We start from the raw sequence: 17,053 nt of genomic DNA, 5'->3' as shown, positions 1-17,053 counted from the left end.
TCGGCCCTGGCATCCGGGAGTACGGCACCCCCCTTCCTACGTTTGCGGTATGACCATCGGATTCTCATCCCGTGCTCCTCGTGCTCCTCGTGCTCCCCGTGCCGCTCGCGCCTCCCGTGGCGCCCGCGCTTCCCGTGCGGCCCGCCTCACCGTGTGCTGCACCGCCGTCTGCGCGCTCGGGGCGCTGGCCGTCGTGACCGACCCGGTAGCCACCGGCCCCCGGTCCGTGACGGACGCGCAGGACGCCAAGGCCGCGCAGGGGTCGCCGTCCCTGTACCGGCAGGGGACACAGGTGCGGCCGCGGGCCGGGGCGCCCGAGGTGCCGGACGTGTCCGCGGTGTCGTGGCTGGTGGCCGACGCCGACAGCGGCGCGGTCCTCGCCGCGCACGACGCGCACCGCAGACTGCCGCCCGCGAGCACCCTGAAGACCCTGTTCGCGCTCACCGTGCTGCCGGGCCTCCCGGCGGGTCTCAGACACACGGTGAAGAGTGAGGAACTGGCGGGCATCGGCGCCGGGAGCAGCCTGGTCGGCGTCAAGGAGGACCGCACGTACACCGTCGCCGACCTCTGGCGCGGGGTCTTCCTCAGCTCGGGCAACGACGCCGTACGCGTCCTGGCCCACCTCAACGGCGGCTGGAAGGCGACCGCCCGTCAGATGCGGGCCAAGGCCCGGGCCCTGGGCGCCCGCGACACGCACGTCGTCTCCCCCGACGGCTACGACGCGCCCGGTCAGGTGTCGTCCGCCTACGACCTGGCGGTGTTCGGACGGGCGGGGCTGCGCAACGCCGAGTTCGCCGGGTACTGCGCCACGACCACCGCGAAGTTCCCGGCGGGCGGCTGGTCGTACGGCATCCAGAACACCAACCGGCTGCTCACCGGCGCCGGGGTGGAACGCTATCCGGGACTGATCGGCGTCAAGAACGGCTACACCACCAACGCGGGCAACACGCTGATCGCCGCCGCGAAACGGGGCGGGCGCACCCTCGTGGTGACGGTGATGCGCCCCGAGTCCGGCGGCTTCGCCGTGTACGAGGAAGCGCGCTCCCTGCTCGACTGGGGGTTCGACGCCGCCGGGCAGGTGGACGCCGTGGGCTCGCTCCTGCCGCCGCGCCCGGCGGCGGCGCCTCAGGCCGGCCCCGGACCACTGCCCGTGACCCGCGCGGAGGCGGCCGGGGTGACCGTTCCCGACTGGCCGGTGGTGGGTGCGATCGCGGGCGCGGCCGGGGTGGGCGCGGCGGCCGTGGCCCTGGCACTGCGCCTCAGGATCGGCCGGTCCGCCCGGGGCTGACCGACCGGCAGCCACAGCAGCAGACCGAGCGTGATCCACACATAGGTGTTGCTGCCGACGAAGCCGCCGACGCCGGACGCGTCGTCGAACCACAGCCACACGACGCTGCTGCACAGCACCACGTACAGCGCCGCCGTGAGCGGCAGCAGCCGACGGTGTCTGAGCAGGACGGCGAAGGCCGGCAGCAGCCAGACCAGATGGTGCACCCAGGTGATCGGGCTGACCAGACAGCCGGTCAGCCCGGTAAGGGCGAAGGCGGCGGTCCAGTCGGCGGCTCGTACCGCCGCACGGGCCCGGCACACCCACACGCACAGCACCACGAGCACCAGCGCCGCCCACACGGCGCGGCTCGGTTCGTGCGGTGCCACGAGCCGAGCCAGGACACCCTGCAACGACTGGTTGGAGACGTAGTCGAGGCGGCCGACGCGACTGGTGTCCCACAGCGCCTCGGTCCAGTAGAAGCGCGAGGCGGCCGGGGCGATCCAGGCCGCCGCCGCGGTGGCGGCCGCGGCGACGGCCGTCGCGAGCCCGGCGGCCCGCCACCGCCGGGCGAGCAGCAGCAGTCCGATGAAGATCGCGGGCGTCAGCTTGACCGCCGCCGCCAGGCCGATGCCGACGCCCGCCCAGCGGCCCCGGCCCGTGGCCAGCAGCCGGGCGTCGGCGAGGACCAGGGCCAGCAGCAGGAGGTTCACCTGCCCGAAGCTGAAGGTGTCCCGCAACGGTTCGAACAGCGCGAGCGCGCAGAGAAGCAGGGAGACGCCGAACCAGCCGTGGCGGCTGGGCGCCGGGCCGGCCAGTAGCCGCAGGACGGCCGCGAGTGCCGCCAGGTTCAGCCCCAGGCACAGCACGATCGCGGTGCGCAGTCCGACCAGCGCCATCGGCAGCATGACGACGGCCGCGAACGGCGGATAGGTGAAGCCGTAGGTCGTGCCCGGTACCAGGTAGTCGTAGAGGCGGCCGTCGTGGTGGACCCAGTGGTCGATCGCACCGTGGTAGACGCGCAGGTCGAAGAAGCCGCGCAGCAGCGGGACGGTCGCGGTGAAGGCGGTGACGGCCACGGCCGACACGAGGACGAGGAGGACGCGGGCCCGCTCGGTGCGTGGCCGAAGCCGCCTCGGGCGCGGTTCGCTCATGCCGTCCGCTCCAGGGCCGGCGCCCGGGAGGCCAGTTCGGCCTGCCAGAGCACGACCACCGCGAGCACTCCCCCGCACACCGCGAGGACGAACTGCTCGGTGTCCGCCGGGTTCCCGCTCGGCAGGACGGCGAGCGCGAGCACCCCGCTGGCGGCCGCGACCCGGCGCTGCACGGAGACGTTCCGGGCGGCCGCGGCGATGAGGAACAGGCCCCACAGGGCGTACCAGGGGCGGATCGCCGGGCCCAGCGCGGCCACGGCCGCCAGGCTGAGGCCGAGCGCGTACACCGGGCCGGGGCGCAGCCGGAACCATATGTGCAGGACGACGGCGAGGGTCAGCAGCAGTCCGGCGGCGCGCCAGGCCGGAAGGGCGAGGGGGGCCAGGTCGCTGCCGAGGTCGTGCAGCAGGGTGGCGGTGGCGCGGCCCAGGACGGTGGTGGGTGACCAGTTCTGGGGTGACACGGGGGTGCGCAGCGCGGCGATCCAGCCGTATCCCGTGCCGGTCAGGGCGGTCGCGGCGGCCGTGGTGCCGACGGCGACGGCCAGGGTCCCGACAACGGTCCGAATCCATCCCCCACGACCGCGCATCACCACCACCGCCACCAGCCCGAGCGCGGCGGGTGCCTTCACCAGCGCAGCGAGGGTGATCAGGACGACGCCGACCAGATACCAACGGCCCCGCGCCAGCACCAACCCGACGCCCAGCAGCCCCAGCATCATCGCGTCGTTGTGGGCCCCCGCCACCAGGTGCAGGAGCACGAGCGGGTTGAGCGCGCCGAGCCAGAGCGCGACCGCCGGGTCGGTTCCGCTGTGCCGGGCGAGGCGGGGCAGTGCCACGGCCATCAGCGCCACGCCGAGCAGTGCGATCAGGCGCATCCCGATGAGCCCGGCCGGGATCCGGCCGTCGGTCAGCGCGGACAGCCCGGAGGCCAGGGCGAGGAAGACCGGGCCGTACGGGGTCGCGGTGTGCCGCCACATCGGGGCCACCTCGTCGGCGAGCGGTCCGCCGAGCCGGGCGGGCCCGTGCAGATAGACGTCCATGTGCGCGTCGACCATGGCGCCCTGGGCGAGGTAGCTGTAGACGTCCCGGCTGAACAGCGGGGGCGCGAGCAGCAGCGGTGCCGCCCAGACGGCCAGAACGAGCAGCAGGGCGCGCGGAGTCGGTGGCTCCGGGCCGCGTATCACCTTGCCGAGCAGCGCCCAGGCGGCTGTCAGCAGGACGACGCCGAAGTAGACGCCGACGAGCCCCAGCGCGCCGCGCCCCGAGGTCGGTGACAGCAGCTCCCGCACGGGCAGGGCTCCTGCGGTCTCGCCTCCGAGGGCGAGGAAGGCGGTTCCGGCCAGGCCGAGTGCCTGACAGCGGCGCAGGTCGACGGGGAAAGCGATGGCCAACACTCGGTCAGGCTGTCAACGCCGGGTGGCGCGGAAGCGACGCCGCGCCTTCCGGGCGGGTACCGGCACGTGACCAGGAGTGAACCCGCCGCCCCGGCCGGCGACCGCGGTACCGGGGCGGCGGGCCTGGGCTGCGGGCCTCGGGCGGGGAGGGTCAGAAGATCGACAGCCCCGTCAGGGTGGTGAACCGGTCCAGCGCCGCCACTCCGGCCACCGAGTTGCCGCGCTCGTCCAGCCCGGGGCTCCACACACAGAGCGTGCAACGGCCGGGCACGACCGCGATGATGCCGCCGCCCACGCCGCTCTTGCCGGGCAGGCCCACGCGGTACGCGAAGTCACCGGCCGCGTCGTACGTGCCGCAGGTGAGCATCACCGCGTTGATCTGCTTCGCCTGGCTGCGGGTCAGCAGGCGGGTGCCGTCGGCGCGGACGCCGTGCCGGGCCAGGAAGGTGGTGGCCAGGGCGAGGTCGGCGCAGGAGGCGGTGAGGGAGCACTGGCGGAAGTACTGGTCGAGGAGGACCGGTACGGGGTTGTCGATGTTGCCGTACGCGGCCATGAAGTGGGCGAGGGCCGCGTTGCGGTCGCCGTGGTCGGATTCGGAGGCGGCGATCTCCGGGTCGAAGTCGAGGTCGGGGTTGCCGCTCTCCGTGCGCAGGAAGGACAGCAGCGTGCCCGCCGCGTCGCCGGTTCGGGTGTGCAGGCGGTCGGTGACGACGAGGGCGCCCGCGTTGATGAACGGGTTGCGCGGGATGCCGCTCTCGTACTCCAGTTGGACGAGGGAGTTGAAGGGGTTGCCGGAGGGCTCGCGGCCCACGTGTTCCCAGAGGGCGTCCCCCTCGCGCTCCAGATCGAGCGCGAGGGTGAAGACCTTGGTGATGGACTGCGTGGAGAACGGCTCACGCCAGTCCCCCACGCCGTACACCGTGCCGTCGGGCTCCGCGACGGCCATGCCGAAGCTGCGCGGGTCGCGGGCCGCGAGCGCCGGGATGTAGTCGGCGGGCCGACCCCGGCCCGGGGTCCGTTCGATCTCCTCGGCGATGCGTTCCAGGATCGGCCCGAAGGCGGGGGTGCCCATCAGGCGGGCGGTGCGCCGCTGCCCGCGAGGACCTCGGGCCGTAGCAGTTCCCGGAGTCGTTCGGCGGGCAACAGGCCCTTCTCCTGGACGAGTTCGGCCACGCCCCGGCCGGTGGCGAGGGCCTCCTTGGCGATGTCGGTGGCGGCTGTGTATCCGATGTGCGGGTTGAGGGCGGTGACCAGGCCGATGGAGTTCTCCACGGCGGCGCGCAGTTCGTCCTCGTTGGCGGTGATGCCGTCGACGCAGCGCTCGGCGAGGGTGAGGCAGGCCGCGCGGAGGTGGGTGAGGGATTCCGAGAGGGAGTGCAGGATGATCGGCTCGAAGGCGTTGAGCTGGAGCTGTCCGGCCTCGGCGGCCATGGTGATGGTGACGTCGTTGCCGATGACCTCGAAGGCGACCTGGTTGACGACCTCGGGGATCACCGGGTTGACCTTGCCGGGCATGATCGACGAACCGGCCTGTACGGGAGGCAGGTTGATCTCGTTGAGGCCGGCGCGGGGACCGGAGGAGAGCAGCCGAAGGTCGTTGCAGCTCTTCGACAGCTTGACCGCGATGCGCTTGAGCACGCCCGACATCTGCACGAACGCGCCGCAGTCCTGGGTGGCCTCGACGAGGTTGGCGGCGGTGACCAGCGGCAGCCCGGTGATCTCGGCGAGGTGGCGGCGGGCCGACTCGGCGTAGCCGGCGGGGGCGTTGAGGCCGGTACCGATGGCGGTGGCGCCCAGGTTGATCTCGTGGATCAGCTCGACGGCCTCGGCGAGGCGGCTGCGGTCCTCGTCGATCATGACGGCGAACGCGGAGAACTCCTGGCCGAGCGTCATGGGGACCGCGTCCTGGAGCTGGGTGCGGCCCATCTTGAGCACTTGGCGGAACTCGACGGCCTTGGCCGCGAAGGAGTCCTGGAGGACGGCCATCGCCTTGAGCAGCCCGCGCACCGCGAAGACCGTGGCGACCTTGACGGCGGTCGGGTAGACGTCGTTGGTGGACTGGCCGAGGTTGACGTCCTCGTTGGGGTGCAGGTGCCGGTACTCGCCCTTGGGGTGGCCCAACAGCTCCAGCGCCCGGTTGGCGATCACCTCGTTGGCGTTCATGTTGGTGGAGGTGCCGGCGCCGCCCTGGATCACGTCGACGACGAACTGGTCGTGCAGCTTGCCGTCGCGGATCTCCCGGCAGGCCTCGATGATCGCGGCGGCCTTCGCCGGGGCGAGCAGGCCGAGTTCCTCGTTGGCGCGGGCGGCGGCCTCCTTGACGGCGGCCAGGGCGTCGACCAGGTGGGGGTAGGCGGAGATCGGGGTGCCCGTGATGGGGAAGTTCTCCGTGGCGCGCAGGGTGTGGACGCCCCAGTACGCGTCGGCGGGGACGTCACGGTCTCCGAGCAGATCGTGTTCGCTGCGGGTCGCTGCGGCGGTCATGGTGGTACGGGTCCTCTTCTTTGAGGCGGGTGCGGGTGGCCCGTCCTCGTCGGGCGCGGCCCTGGTGGGGCCGCGCCGTCGGAAGACGGTTCGAAGGGAGACGTGATCTCGGGGGTCAGGGGTTCAGATGTCCTCGGGATCCGTGTGCGGGCCCGGGTCGAAGGCCCGGTCCGGCATGTGGCTCTCAGAGCCGTCCGTGGGCTCCGCGACCGGCTTTCAGCCGTCCGTGGTCTCCACGAGCGGGTCGAGCGCCCGGGCCGGCCGGAGGTGTCCGACGACGTGGTCGCCGCCGAGCAGCGGGGCGCCCGCGAAGGCGGCGAGGGCGGTCGGGTCGACGCCGGCCCGGGCCAGGGCCGCGGCGGTGACGGGGACCCGGGCCCGGTTCGCGCCGTCGGCGATCTTCACGGCGACGGCCCGGCCGTCGGGCAGCGCGGCGACCTGGACACCCTCGAAGCCGTCCTTGGTGAGCAGTCCGGGCACGGCCCGCATCAGCTCGGCGACGTCGCGTCCGGCGCCGGAGGCCATCTCGGCGTGGTCGCGCATGGCGTCGGCGACGGTGTGCTCGGGGGTGCCCTCGGCGGCGGTGGTGATCCGGGCGAGAGCGCGGGCGAGGCCGTGCAGGGAGACGGAGAACAGGGGTGCGCCGCAGCCGTCGAGGGTCACCCGGGCGACGGCCTGCCCGGTGAGGTCCTCGACGATCTCCGCGATGGCCTGCTGCAGGGGGTGGGCCGGGTCGAGGTAGTCGTCCAGGGACCAGCCGTTGAGCTTGCAGGTGTAGAGCATGGCGGCGTGCTTGCCGGAGCAGTTCTGCGCGAGACGGGAGGGCTTCCTCCCCTCGCGTATCCACACGTCGCGGACGGCCGGGTCGTACGGCATGTCGGTGACGTTGCGCAGGTCGTCCTCGCTCGCCCCGGCCAGCTCCAGGATCTGCCGGGCTCCGGCGAGGTGGCGTTCCTCGCCGGAGTGGCTGGCCGCGGTCAGGGACAGCAGTGCGCCGTCCAGGGGGAGTCCGGCGCGCAGCATCGCCACGGCCTGGACCGGCTTGAGCGCCGACCGGGGGTAGAACGCCGCCTCGATGTCGCCGAGTTGGAGTTCCACCTCCCCGTCGGCACCCAGCACCACGACGGAGCCGTAGTGGATGCCCTCGATGACACCTCCGCGTACGAGGTGGGCGACGGGGGCGTGGAGCGGTTCCCGGATCGCGGGGGCCGCGGCCACCGGCGGCGCAGGGATCGCCGCGGCGCCGGTGGTCGTGGGGTCGTACATCACTGCCTGCTTCACTTCTTCACTTCGGCCGACTGCTGGGCGACCCGGCGGCGTACGCCGAACCATCCCGCGATCAGCGCCAACACGATGAGGGGGAGGCACAGCACGGTCGTGCGGCCTGCGCCGCCGTCCGCGTACATCAGGACGAGGACCGAGGCGAGGAAGAACAGGGTCACCAGTTCGGTCCAGGGGGAGCCGGGCAGCCGGTAGCTCGGCCGGGTCAGCTCCCCCTTCTCGGTCTTCTGCCAGAACACCAGGTGACAGATCATGATCATGCCCCAGGTGCAGATGATGCCGATCGCGGCGAAGTTGAGCACGATCTCGAACGCCTCGGCCGGGACCACGAAGTTCAGTCCGACACCGAGCACACAGATACCGCTGGTGAGCAGGATGCCGCCGTAGGGCACCTGGTTGCGGCTCATCACGCCGGTGAACTTCGGGGCCGAGCCCGCCATCGCCATCGAGCGCAGGATGCGGCCGGTGGAGTACAGGCCCGAGTTGAGCGAGGACATGGCCGCGGTCATCACGACCAGGTTCATGATGCCGCCGGCCGCGGGGACGCCGATGTTGGAGAGCACCGTGACGAAGGGGCTCTCGCCCGCCTTGTACGAGGACCAGGGCAGCAGCATCGCCAGCAGCAGCACGGAGCCGACGTAGAAGAGGCCGACGCGCCACATGATCGAGTTGATCGCCTTCGGCATGATCTTCTCGGGGTTCTCGGTCTCGCCCGCGGCGACGCCGACCAGTTCGACGGAGGCGTAGGCGAAGACCACACCCTGGATGATCAGCAGCATGGGCAGCAGACCGTTGGGGAAGATGCCGCCGTTGTCGGTGATCAGGGACGGGCCGGGGGTGTGGTCGTCCACGGGCTGCTGGGTCACCAGCAGGAAGATGCCGATCAGCATGAAGGTGACGAGTGCGCCGACCTTGATGATCGCGAACCAGAACTCCAGTTCGCCGAACATCTTCACCGAGATCAGGTTCACGGAGAGGACGACCGCGAGGGCGACGAGCGCGATCACCCACTGCGGGATGTCGGAGAACATGCCCCAGTAGTGGGTGTAGAGGGCGACCGCGGTGATGTCGGCGATACCGGTGGTGGCCCAGTTCAGGAAGTACATCCAGCCGGCCGTGTACGCGCCCTTCTCCCCCAGGAACTCCCGGGCGTAGGACACGAAGGCGCCGGACGAGGGCCGGTAGAGGACCAGTTCGCCGAGGGCGCGGACGACGAGGAAGGCGAAGACTCCGCAGACCGCGTACGCGATGAACAGGGACGGGCCGGCGTCGACGAGACGGCCGCCGGCGCCGAGGAAGAGGCCGGTGCCGATCGCGCCGCCGATGGCGATCATGTTGACGTGGCGGGACTTCAGGGACTTGCTGTAGCCGGCGTCTCCGGCGTCGACGTGGGCCGCCGGCTGCCCGGCCTGTACGGCGTCTTTTTCGAGGGACTGCTCGCTCACGCCTCGGGTCCGCCTTCCGTGGAACTGTCCGTGCGCGGGGAACGCACGATGTCGGTGAGGGTGGTCTCGACGCGGTCGAGGTGGTGGGACATGGCCTCCACCGCGTCGTGTTCGGAACCGTCGATCAGCGCCTCGACGATGGCCCGGTGCTCGCGGTTGGACTGCTCGCGCCGGCCGCCCAGTTCGTTGAGGAAGGCCGACTGGCGGGCCAGTGCGTCCCGGATCTCCTCGATCACCCGGCGGAACACCGGGTTCTGGGCGGCTTCCGCCACGGCCAGATGGAAGAGGGTGTCCATCGCGACCCAGGCGGTGGTGTCGGTCTCCCGCTCCATCCGGTCCAGCAGGTGGGCCAGATGGTCCAGGTTCTCCGGGGTGCGGCGCACCGCCGCGTACCCGGCGACCGGGATCTCCACGTGTCGGCGCACTTCCAGCAGGTCGCTCGCCGCGTAGTCGCCGAAGGTGGGGTCCTCGACGGCGTTCGCGATCACGAAGGTGCCCTTGCCGGTGCGGGACTGGGTCAGCCCCATCACCTGAAGGGCGCGCAGCGCCTCGCGCAGGACCGGTCGGCTCACTTCGAGCTGTCGGCAGAGCTCCGCCTCCGAGGGGAGCTTGTCCCCGATGGCGTACTTGCCGCGCTCGATGGCGTCGCGGAGGTGGGTGAGCACCGCTTCCATGGCGCTGACGCGCCGGGGTGCCGAGCCACCTGTCTGGCTGTCTGACAGGTTCACGGGGGTGATCCTGCGGGTGACCGGAGGATGCTGTCAAGGGGGCCCGTCTTCGATCTTCCAGGTCATGGGCGGTGGTGGATCGACCGTGCGTCGGGGGCCGGCCGCGCCCGGGGGGCCACGTCAGCTGAGGCCACCGGCACCGAGCAGCCCGAACAGCAGTACGCCGACGACGATCCGGTAGGACACGAACACCTGGAAGGAGTGCCTGGTCACGAACTTCAGCAGCCAGGCGACCGAGGCGTACGCGACCGCGAACGACACGGTGGTGCCGGCGATCAGCGGGGCCGCACCCACCCCCGCGCCGAGGGCGTCCTTCAGCTCGTACAGACCGGCGCCGGTGAGAGCGGGGATACCGAGGAAGAAGGAGAGTCGGGTGGCGGCGACGCGGTCGAGGTCGAGGAGCAGCGCGGTGGACATGGTGGCGCCGGAGCGGGAGAAACCGGGGAACAGCAAAGCGAGGATCTGCGAACCGCCGACGAGCATCGCGTCCCGGAACCGGGTGTCCTCCTCCGCCCGCCTGCGCCGGCCCACCCGCTCGGCGACCCACATCACGCCGCTGCCGACGATCAGGGAGCCGGCCACCACCCACAGGGAGGCGAGCGGCCCCTCGATCAGCGACCGGGCGGCCAGCCCCACGACGACGATCGGGATCGTCGCGGCGATCACCCACCACGCGAACCGGTAGTCGCGCTCCTGCCGCTCCCCCGCGTCGAACAGCCCCCGGAACCAGGCCGACCCGATGCGCGCGATGTCGTGACGGAAGTACACGAGGACCGCGGCGATCGCGCCGACCTGGATGACCGCCGAGAACCCGACGACAGCCTTGTCGTCCACCTGGATCCCCATCAGCCCCTCGGTGATCTTCAGATGGCCGGTGGAGGACACCGGCAGGAACTCCGTCACCCCCTCCACCGCTCCGAGGACGACTGCCTGACCGACGCTGATGGTGCTCATGGGGTCCAGTTCTGCTTCGCGAGGGCATGACCGACGGGGGCACGGTCGAGGAGCAGCCGCCACGGGGCACGGGGCGACCGTGATCGCGCCGGGAGAGCAGTCGTACTACGGCCGGGTAAGGCCCGCGCTCAGGACCAGAACGCCCGCGCCACCGCCAGCCCCAGGTAGACCGCGCCCAGGCCGGCCGTCACGCTCGCGACCGCGTTGGCGACGGCGTGGAAGCGGTCGCCGGTCCGCGCCATGCTCAGGGTCTCGTAGGAGAAGGTCGAGTAGGTGGTCAGCGCCCCGCACAGGCCGGTGCCGAGGAGAAGGTGCAGGTGGGAGCCGACGGCGCCGGCCGCCACGGCACCGGTGAGGAAGCCCAGGACGCCGGAGCCCACGACGTTGACGGTGAAGGTGCCCCAGGGGAAGGCCATGTCGTGGCGGGACTGCACCACACGGTCGGTGAGGTAGCGCAAGGGGGCGCCGACCAATCCGCCGACGACGACCAGCAGCCAGTTCACGACGAACTCTTACCCTTCTCATGTGCCGGGGCGGGCGTGGGGCGCAGTACGCGACGCGCCGTCGCCGTCGCGACCAGGCCCGCGGCGAGGGCGGCGAGGAGGGTCGCGGCCAGGTAGGCGAGGGCGGTCTCGGGGCGGCCCTCCTCGACGAGGCGCTGGATGTCGACGGCGTACGTCGAGAAGGTGGTGAAGCCGCCGAGGACTCCGGTGCCGAAGAAGGGGCGGACGAGGCGGTGGACCGTCCACGCCTCGGTGATGGCGACCATGAAGAGGCCGATCACGAAGCAGCCGACGACGTTCACCCAGAAGGTGGTCCAGGGGAAACCCGTGGTGCCGGTGGGCCAGAGCAGCGCGGCACCGTAGCGGGCCGCCGCCCCGACACCCCCGCCGACCGCCACGACCGCGACCACGGGCGCCTGACCGTGCCAGGGGGCGGGCCGGGGTGGATCGGGGACGGGGGCGTCGGGGGACTGCAGGACTTCGGGGTCGTCGATGAGCGGCAGGACGTCCGGCGGCCCGCCGGTGAGCGGCAGGACATCTCCCGCCGCGCCGGGCGGCGGGACTTCGGGCTCACCGGAGGGCGGCCGGGATCCGGGCCTGTCGGGGTGTGCGGGCGGCATGGGTGCGGGTCTCCTACTCGCCGGGCCCGGAGGTCGCCGGGCGTGCTCCGTCGCAAGCAGGGACCGTTGTCGGCGCCGTCGCCGCGGTTCGGGTACGGCGGGCCCCACCGCCGCGCCGCGACCGTGATCGCGACTGGCCGCCAGCGTAACGCGCCGGTCGCCCCCGCCGCACTCGACGATGCGGGACCCGCATCGAACACACACGGGCGAGCCGCACCGGACCGGTCCCTGGGCCGTGCCCTCGTGTCTCACCGAGGGCCGGGGCCCCTCAGCCCCGCTTCCCCGGCAGTTCGCACACCGCGATCCCCCGTTCCCGCAGGCTTCCGAGGATCAGTCGGCCCTCCGTCACACACGCGCTCGTCGTGACCATGCGATAGCAGCCGGTCGAGGGTGCCGATGCGCGGTCCGGGGTCGCGCCGCATGTCCGCCTCCCGAAGGTCCGCCCGATCGCCCGCGCGGGGTCCGCCCTGACCGGGGCCGAGCCGCCCCGCAGGCCACTCGGGTTAGGTTGGCCGTCACCGACCAGGGAGACCGCCGTGCCCGTCCGCCCCCGCCTGCTGTACGTCACCGACCTCGTCTATCCGGCCCGGGGGCGGCGGTACTGCGACGAGGACATCTTTCTCACCTCCCGGCTGCGCGCGGAGTTCGACATCGCCCTGTGCCACCCCCTGGACACGGTGGCCCTGATGGACGGCTTCGACGCGGTCGTGGTCCGCAACAGCGGCCCCGTCCTGCACCACCAGGAGGCGTACGACGCCTTCCGCGAGCGGGCGACGGCGCTCGGCAGCCGTGTCTACAACCCGCTGACCGGCCGCGCCGACATGGTCGGCAAGCAGTACCTGCTGGACCTCACCGGCGCCGGGTACCCGGTCATCCCCACCGTCGACCGGAGCGAGGACCTGACGCGGCTGCCCGATTCCGACAGGTACGCGGTGAAGCCGAAGGCCGGCGCGGACTCCCTCGGCCTGCGCTTCCTGACCGGCTCCGAGCTGGCGGGCCTGGCCTGGGGCGACCTCCTCGTCCAGCCGCGCGTGGACTTCCGCTACGAGGTGTCCTTCTACTACGTCGACGACACCTTCCAGTACGCCCTCCACGCGCCCGACCCCGACCGCCGCTGGGTCCTGGAACCCTACGAGGCCTCCGAGGCCGACCTCTCCTTCGCCCGGCGCTTCATCGACTGGAACACCCTCGACCACGGCATCCAGCGCGTGGACGCCTGCCGAACGCAGGACGGCGACCTCCTCCTGGTCGAGCTGGAGGACCTCAACCCCTACCTCTCCCTGGACCGCCTCCCCGAGCGGGTCCGGGACACCTTCGTCTCGGCCGTGGCCGGTTCGCTGCACGCGTTCCTCGGCGGCTGAACGCCAGAAGGGGCCGCACGCCGAGACGTACGGCCCCCGGCTCACCTCACTACCGGTGGCTGAACCACGCCGCCGCCGGCAGCAGCCTGTCGTCGTACCCGAACAGCGCCTGGTTCTCCCACCCGTTGCCGGAGGCCGCGTCCGTCGGGTCCCAGCCGTTGCCCGTGACGGCGGTCCACGTCGACTCCCAGTAGAAGATGCCGAGGCCACGGCCGTTCGGGACGGCCTCGACGATGCTCGCGATGTCCTTCATCCACCGGGTCTGACCTGCGGTCGTGGCCGGGTAGCCGGACACGAGTTCGCCGCTCAGGTCGATGATGTTCTCGTGCGCGTCCTCGCTGTCCAGCCGGAACGGGTACGCCGTCTCGGCGACGAACACCGGCTTGGCGTAGCGGGACGCCGCGTCGTCCAGCGTGGTCTGGAAGTCGGCGAGCGTGCCGTGCCAGTAGCCGTAGTACGACAGGCCGATGACGTCGAACTTCACACCGTTGGAGACCGCGTTGTCGAACCACCAGCGGGTGCCGGACAGGTCCCCGCCCTTGGCGAGGTGCAGCGCCACCTGGGTGGAGGAGTCGACCGCCTTGACCGCGTCGTAGCCGGAGTTGAGCAGTCCGGCGAGCTGCGACCAGTTGGAGGTGGAGCCCGCCGACCACAGCATGCCGCCGTTGATCTCGTTTCCGACCTGGACCATGTCGGCGGTGGTGCCCTGCGCCTTGAGGGCGTTGAGGACGTCGTAGGTGTGGTTGTGGACGTCCGTCCGCAGCTGGCTGTAGGAGTGACCGGTCCACGCGGACGGCACGGTCTGGGCGCCCGGGTCCGCCCAGGTGTCCGAGTAGTGGAAGTCGACCAGGAGCTTCATGCCCTGGGCCTTGACGCGCTTGGCGGCGGCGAGCACGCGGGTCTTGTTGTTGTAGCCGTCGGCGGGGTTCACCCAGACCTTGAGGCGGGCGTAGTTCTGGCCCGCGCCCTTGAGGATGGCGAGGGCGTCGCCGGTGGTGCCGGAGCTGTTCCTGTAGACGCCGCCCTTGGCCTCGCTCTTGACGAGCGAGGACACGTCGGAGCCCTTGATGGGCACGCCCGTCGTCCCGGACGCGAAGGTCAGGTCGTCGACGTTGATCCAGTTCCCGGCACGGGCGTCGGAGTTGATGCTGATGGTGCACTGGTTGTTGGTCACCGCGATCGAGGTGACGATCCGGATCCAGCCGCTGGCGGAGACCGGGATGTCGGTGCGCTGCTCGGCGCTGCCGCAGTTCTTCAACGCGAGGTACGCGGAGTTCTGGCCGCCGCCGGAGCGCACCCACGCGGTGAGCTTGTAGTTCCCGTTGGCCAGGCCGGACAGGTACTGGTACGTCTCCACCTTGTAGGCGGAGGACGACCAGTGGGTGAGGCGGTGACTGCCGCCGTGGCCGCCGGACTCGGTGAAGGAGGCGGCGTTCTGCCCGCCTGCCGAGTACGTCGACCAGCCGGCCGGCGTCGCGGTCCCGGTGCCGTCGGACTCGAAGCCCCCGTTGGTGAGCGTGGAGGCGGCGTGTGCCGAGCCGGCGGGCACGGTGGTGAGCGCCAGACCCGCGAACAGCGGTATGAGCAGGGCCCTGAGGGCACGTCTCGCGTGGAACATCGTCGTCCCTTCGACGAAGGTGGGGAGCCGGGTGATGCGGTGCTGTGGCGGCGCCGCGCCCGAAGGCCGTGGGCGCGACGCCGCCTGGACCGACCGGATGTCCCCAGAGATCCGGTCGGGGTCGGGGATGACCCGGGGCCGGGAAACGCCCCCGGGCGGGGAGCGGCGGCCGTCACCCGTGCGGCTCGGTGACGGGCTGCCGTCCATATCTGCTGATCAGGGGTCGAGACGTACGACCCTGACGCCGCCGGCGGGTACGACGAGGCGGCCCGCCGCGCGTTCGCCGGTGAGGAGCTCGGCGCCGGCCGTGTCCAGCGGCACCTTCGCGTCGAGCGCGGTGTGGTTGATCGCGAAGAGGAAGTCGCCCGACTCCCCCGCACGGCGCACCACTTCGACGTCACGCGGCAGGTCGGCGCGGGCGGCGATGCCCGCGTCGTCGGCGGCCCAGCCGAGGAGCGCGTCGAGGCCGTGCGCGTCGAGGCGGGTCGAGACGTACCAGGCGGAGCCCTCGCCGAGCCGGTACCGGGTGACGGCGGGCCGGCCGGCGGCGAGCCCGTCGGTGTAGGTCCACACGGGCTCGGCGCCGCGCGGCACCACGAACTCGGTCCACACGTCACCGGTCAGTTCGGAGCCGTCGGGTCCGGTGATGCGGACGCACTCGCCGCCGAGCAGGGGCGAGAACTCCTCGACGGTCAGGCCGAGTACGTCGCGCAGGGCGCCGGGGTAGGGGCCCTCGTGGACGGCGTCGTGCTCGTCGACGATCCCGGAGAAGTACGAGACGACGAGGGTGCCGCCGTTCTCGACGTACGCCTTGAGGTTGTCCGCAGCCGCTTGCGTCATCAGGTACAGGGCGGGAACGACGACAAGGGGATAGGCCGACAAGTCGGCTTCCGGGTGGGCGAAGTCGACCGTGAGGTGGCGGTCGTAGAGGGCCTCGTAGAAGGCGTCGGCGCGTTCGCGGGCCTCGTGGTCCTCGCTGGGGCGCCAGGCGAGGTTCTGCGCCCACCAGGAGTGCCAGTCCCACACGACGGCGACGTCGGCGACGGTCCGGCTGCCTTTGATCTGGCTCAGCGAGTCCAGGGAGGCGCCCAGTGCGACGACCTCGCGCCACACGCGCGACTCGGTGCCGGCCTGCGGCAGCATCGCCGAGTGGAACTTCTCGGCGCCGCGCCGGGACTGCCGCCACTGGAAGAACATGGCGCCCTCGGAGCCGCGTGCCACATGGGCGAGGGAGTTGCGGGCCATCTGGCCGGGGGCCTTGGCGGGGTTGCGGGCCTGCCAGTTGACGCCCGAGGTGGAGTGCTCCAGCAGCAGCCAGGGGGCGCCGCCGCCGACCGAGCGGGTGAGGTCGGCGGCCATCGCGAGGTTGACGTGGGTGCGGCGGCCGTCGGTGATCAGGTAGTGGTCGTTGGTGACCAGGTCGACCTCGCGGCCCCAGGCCCAGTAGTCCAGGGAGTCGCACTGGCTGAGCGCGGTCATGAAGTTGGTGGTGACCGGGATGCCGGGGGTGAGGCGGTGCAGGATGTCCCGCTCGGCGACGAAGTTCTCGCGGATCGTCTCGTCGGCGAACCGCTTGTAGTCGAGGGCCTGCCCGGGGTTGCCGACCGTAGGGGTGACGCGCGGCGGGTTGATCTGCGCGAAGTCGGTGTAGTGCTGGCCCCAGAAGGCGGTGCCCCAGGCCTCGTTGACCGCCGCGACGTCGCCGTACGTCCGCTCCAGCCAGCGGCGGAAGTGCGCGGCGCAGGAGTCGCAGTAGCAGGCGGAGACGGGGACGCCGTACTCGTTGTGGACGTGCCACAGGGCGAGCGCCGGGTGGTCGGCGTAGCGCTCGGCGAGCTTCGTGGTGATGTTCGCGGCGGCGGCCCGGTAGTCGGCGTTGCTGTGGCAGATGGCACCGCGCGAGCCGAACTCGTAGCGGGTGCCGTCGGCGGCCACGGGCAGCGCCTCGGGGTGCTCGCGGTAGAACCAGACCGGCGGGACGACCGTGGGGGTGCCGAGGTCGACGCGGATGCCGTTGTCGTGGAGCAGGTCGAGCAGACGGTCGAGCCACGCGAAGTCGTAGGTGCCGCGTGAGGTCTCCAGCAGGGCCCAGGAGAAGATGCCGACGCTCACCATCGTGACGCCGGCCTCGCGCATCAGCCGGACGTCCTCGTGCCAGACGGTTTCCGGCCACTGCTCGGGGTTGTAGTCCCCACCGAAGGCGAGCCCGGTCAGGCCCGTGGGGGTGGTCTCCGGCATGGATCT

13 protein-coding genes and 1 pseudogene are annotated in these 17,053 nt (G+C 71.8%); 2 read left to right on the top strand and 12 right to left on the bottom strand.

Annotation, left to right across the window (positions count from 1 at the left end; genetic code table 11):
- Positions 1–49: 49 nt before the first annotated feature.
- Positions 50–1,288, top strand: coding sequence for a D-alanyl-D-alanine carboxypeptidase family protein (locus ACZ9QC_RS39770; RefSeq protein ID WP_472917554.1), 1,239 nt, complete (start codon positions 50–52; stop codon positions 1,286–1,288).
- A 275-nt stretch (positions 1,289–1,563) separates the two neighbouring features.
- Here ACZ9QC_RS39770 and ACZ9QC_RS39765 read toward each other — a convergent pair.
- From ACZ9QC_RS39765 to crcB (ACZ9QC_RS39720), 10 genes and pseudogenes are all read right to left on the bottom strand, one after another.
- A pseudogene (locus ACZ9QC_RS39765) lies at positions 1,564–2,166 on the bottom strand (glycosyltransferase 87 family protein); the annotation flags it as partial.
- A gap of 251 nt (positions 2,167–2,417) precedes the next feature.
- Positions 2,418–3,806, bottom strand: coding sequence for a polyprenol phosphomannose-dependent alpha 1,6 mannosyltransferase MptB (gene mptB, locus ACZ9QC_RS39760; RefSeq protein WP_472921943.1), 1,389 nt, complete (start codon positions 3,804–3,806; stop codon positions 2,418–2,420).
- Positions 3,807–3,966: 160 nt separating this feature from the next.
- A complete protein-coding gene (locus ACZ9QC_RS39755) occupies positions 3,967–4,887 on the bottom strand; it encodes a glutaminase (RefSeq protein WP_472917553.1) in 921 nt (306 codons plus the stop codon).
- Entirely contained in the window at positions 4,887–6,299 is a 1,413-nt protein-coding gene (gene aspA, locus ACZ9QC_RS39750; RefSeq protein ID WP_472917552.1) for an aspartate ammonia-lyase, read from the bottom strand. Before aspA ends, ACZ9QC_RS39755 begins: the two co-directional genes overlap by 1 nt.
- A 216-nt stretch (positions 6,300–6,515) precedes the next feature.
- Entirely contained in the window at positions 6,516–7,565 is a 1,050-nt protein-coding gene (locus tag ACZ9QC_RS39745) for an asparaginase (RefSeq protein ID WP_472921942.1), read from the bottom strand.
- A gap of 11 nt (positions 7,566–7,576) precedes the next feature.
- Entirely contained in the window at positions 7,577–9,025 is a 1,449-nt protein-coding gene (locus ACZ9QC_RS39740) for an amino acid permease (protein ID WP_472917551.1), read from the bottom strand.
- Positions 9,022–9,753, bottom strand: a complete 732-nt coding sequence (locus ACZ9QC_RS39735; protein WP_079158351.1) for a FadR/GntR family transcriptional regulator — start codon at positions 9,751–9,753, stop codon at positions 9,022–9,024. Before ACZ9QC_RS39735 ends, ACZ9QC_RS39740 begins: the two co-directional genes overlap by 4 nt.
- Positions 9,754–9,873: 120 nt before the next feature.
- Positions 9,874–10,707, bottom strand: coding sequence for an undecaprenyl-diphosphate phosphatase (locus ACZ9QC_RS39730; protein WP_472917550.1), 834 nt, complete (start codon positions 10,705–10,707; stop codon positions 9,874–9,876).
- A 128-nt stretch (positions 10,708–10,835) separates the two neighbouring features.
- A complete protein-coding gene (gene crcB / locus ACZ9QC_RS39725; protein WP_472917549.1) occupies positions 10,836–11,210 on the bottom strand; it encodes a fluoride efflux transporter CrcB in 375 nt (124 codons plus the stop codon).
- Complete coding sequence (crcB, locus tag ACZ9QC_RS39720; protein ID WP_472921941.1) at positions 11,207–11,704, bottom strand: fluoride efflux transporter CrcB; 498 nt, start codon at positions 11,702–11,704, stop codon at positions 11,207–11,209. The genes crcB (ACZ9QC_RS39725) and crcB (ACZ9QC_RS39720) overlap by 4 nt, the downstream gene beginning before the upstream one ends.
- Before the next feature lie 662 nt (positions 11,705–12,366).
- Between crcB (ACZ9QC_RS39720) and ACZ9QC_RS39715 the strand changes: the two genes are divergently transcribed.
- On the top strand, positions 12,367–13,191 hold the full coding sequence (locus tag ACZ9QC_RS39715; RefSeq protein ID WP_472917548.1) for an ATP-grasp domain-containing protein: 825 nt from the start codon (positions 12,367–12,369) through the stop codon (positions 13,189–13,191).
- 49 nt (positions 13,192–13,240) lie between these two features.
- Here the strand turns inward: ACZ9QC_RS39715 and ACZ9QC_RS39710 are convergent, their stop codons facing one another.
- Together ACZ9QC_RS39710 and ACZ9QC_RS39705 are read right to left on the bottom strand one after the other, a co-directional pair.
- Positions 13,241–14,809 (bottom strand): glycoside hydrolase family 53 protein, encoded by a 1,569-nt coding sequence (locus ACZ9QC_RS39710; RefSeq protein ID WP_472917547.1) that lies wholly within the window; start codon positions 14,807–14,809, stop codon positions 13,241–13,243.
- A 216-nt stretch (positions 14,810–15,025) separates the two neighbouring features.
- The gene (locus ACZ9QC_RS39705) at positions 15,026–17,047 is read right to left on the bottom strand and encodes a beta-galactosidase (RefSeq protein WP_472917546.1); all 2,022 of its coding nucleotides are present in this window, start codon (positions 17,045–17,047) and stop codon (positions 15,026–15,028) included.
- Positions 17,048–17,053: the final 6 nt, after the last annotated feature.

It is taken from the genome of Streptomyces sp. HUAS MS02, assembly GCF_055702265.1.
Note: the sequence above shows the minus strand (reverse complement) of the source record. Positions and strands in the feature narration are given on the sequence as shown.

Excerpts from the sequence above, each read along its gene's own strand:
- ACZ9QC_RS39770 (WP_472917554.1), top strand. The coding sequence starts at position 50 with ATGACCATCGGATTCTCATCCCGTGCTCCTCGTGCTCCTCGTGCTCCC.
- ACZ9QC_RS39755 (WP_472917553.1), bottom strand. The coding sequence starts at position 4,887 with ATGGGCACCCCCGCCTTCGGGCCGATCCTGGAACGCATCGCCGAGGAG.
- aspA (WP_472917552.1), bottom strand. The coding sequence starts at position 6,299 with ATGACCGCCGCAGCGACCCGCAGCGAACACGATCTGCTCGGAGACCGT.
- ACZ9QC_RS39745 (WP_472921942.1), bottom strand. The coding sequence starts at position 7,565 with ATGTACGACCCCACGACCACCGGCGCCGCGGCGATCCCTGCGCCGCCG.
- ACZ9QC_RS39730 (WP_472917550.1), bottom strand. The coding sequence starts at position 10,707 with ATGAGCACCATCAGCGTCGGTCAGGCAGTCGTCCTCGGAGCGGTGGAG.
- ACZ9QC_RS39710 (WP_472917547.1), bottom strand. The coding sequence starts at position 14,809 with ATGTTCCACGCGAGACGTGCCCTCAGGGCCCTGCTCATACCGCTGTTC.
- ACZ9QC_RS39705 (WP_472917546.1), bottom strand. The coding sequence starts at position 17,047 with ATGCCGGAGACCACCCCCACGGGCCTGACCGGGCTCGCCTTCGGTGGG.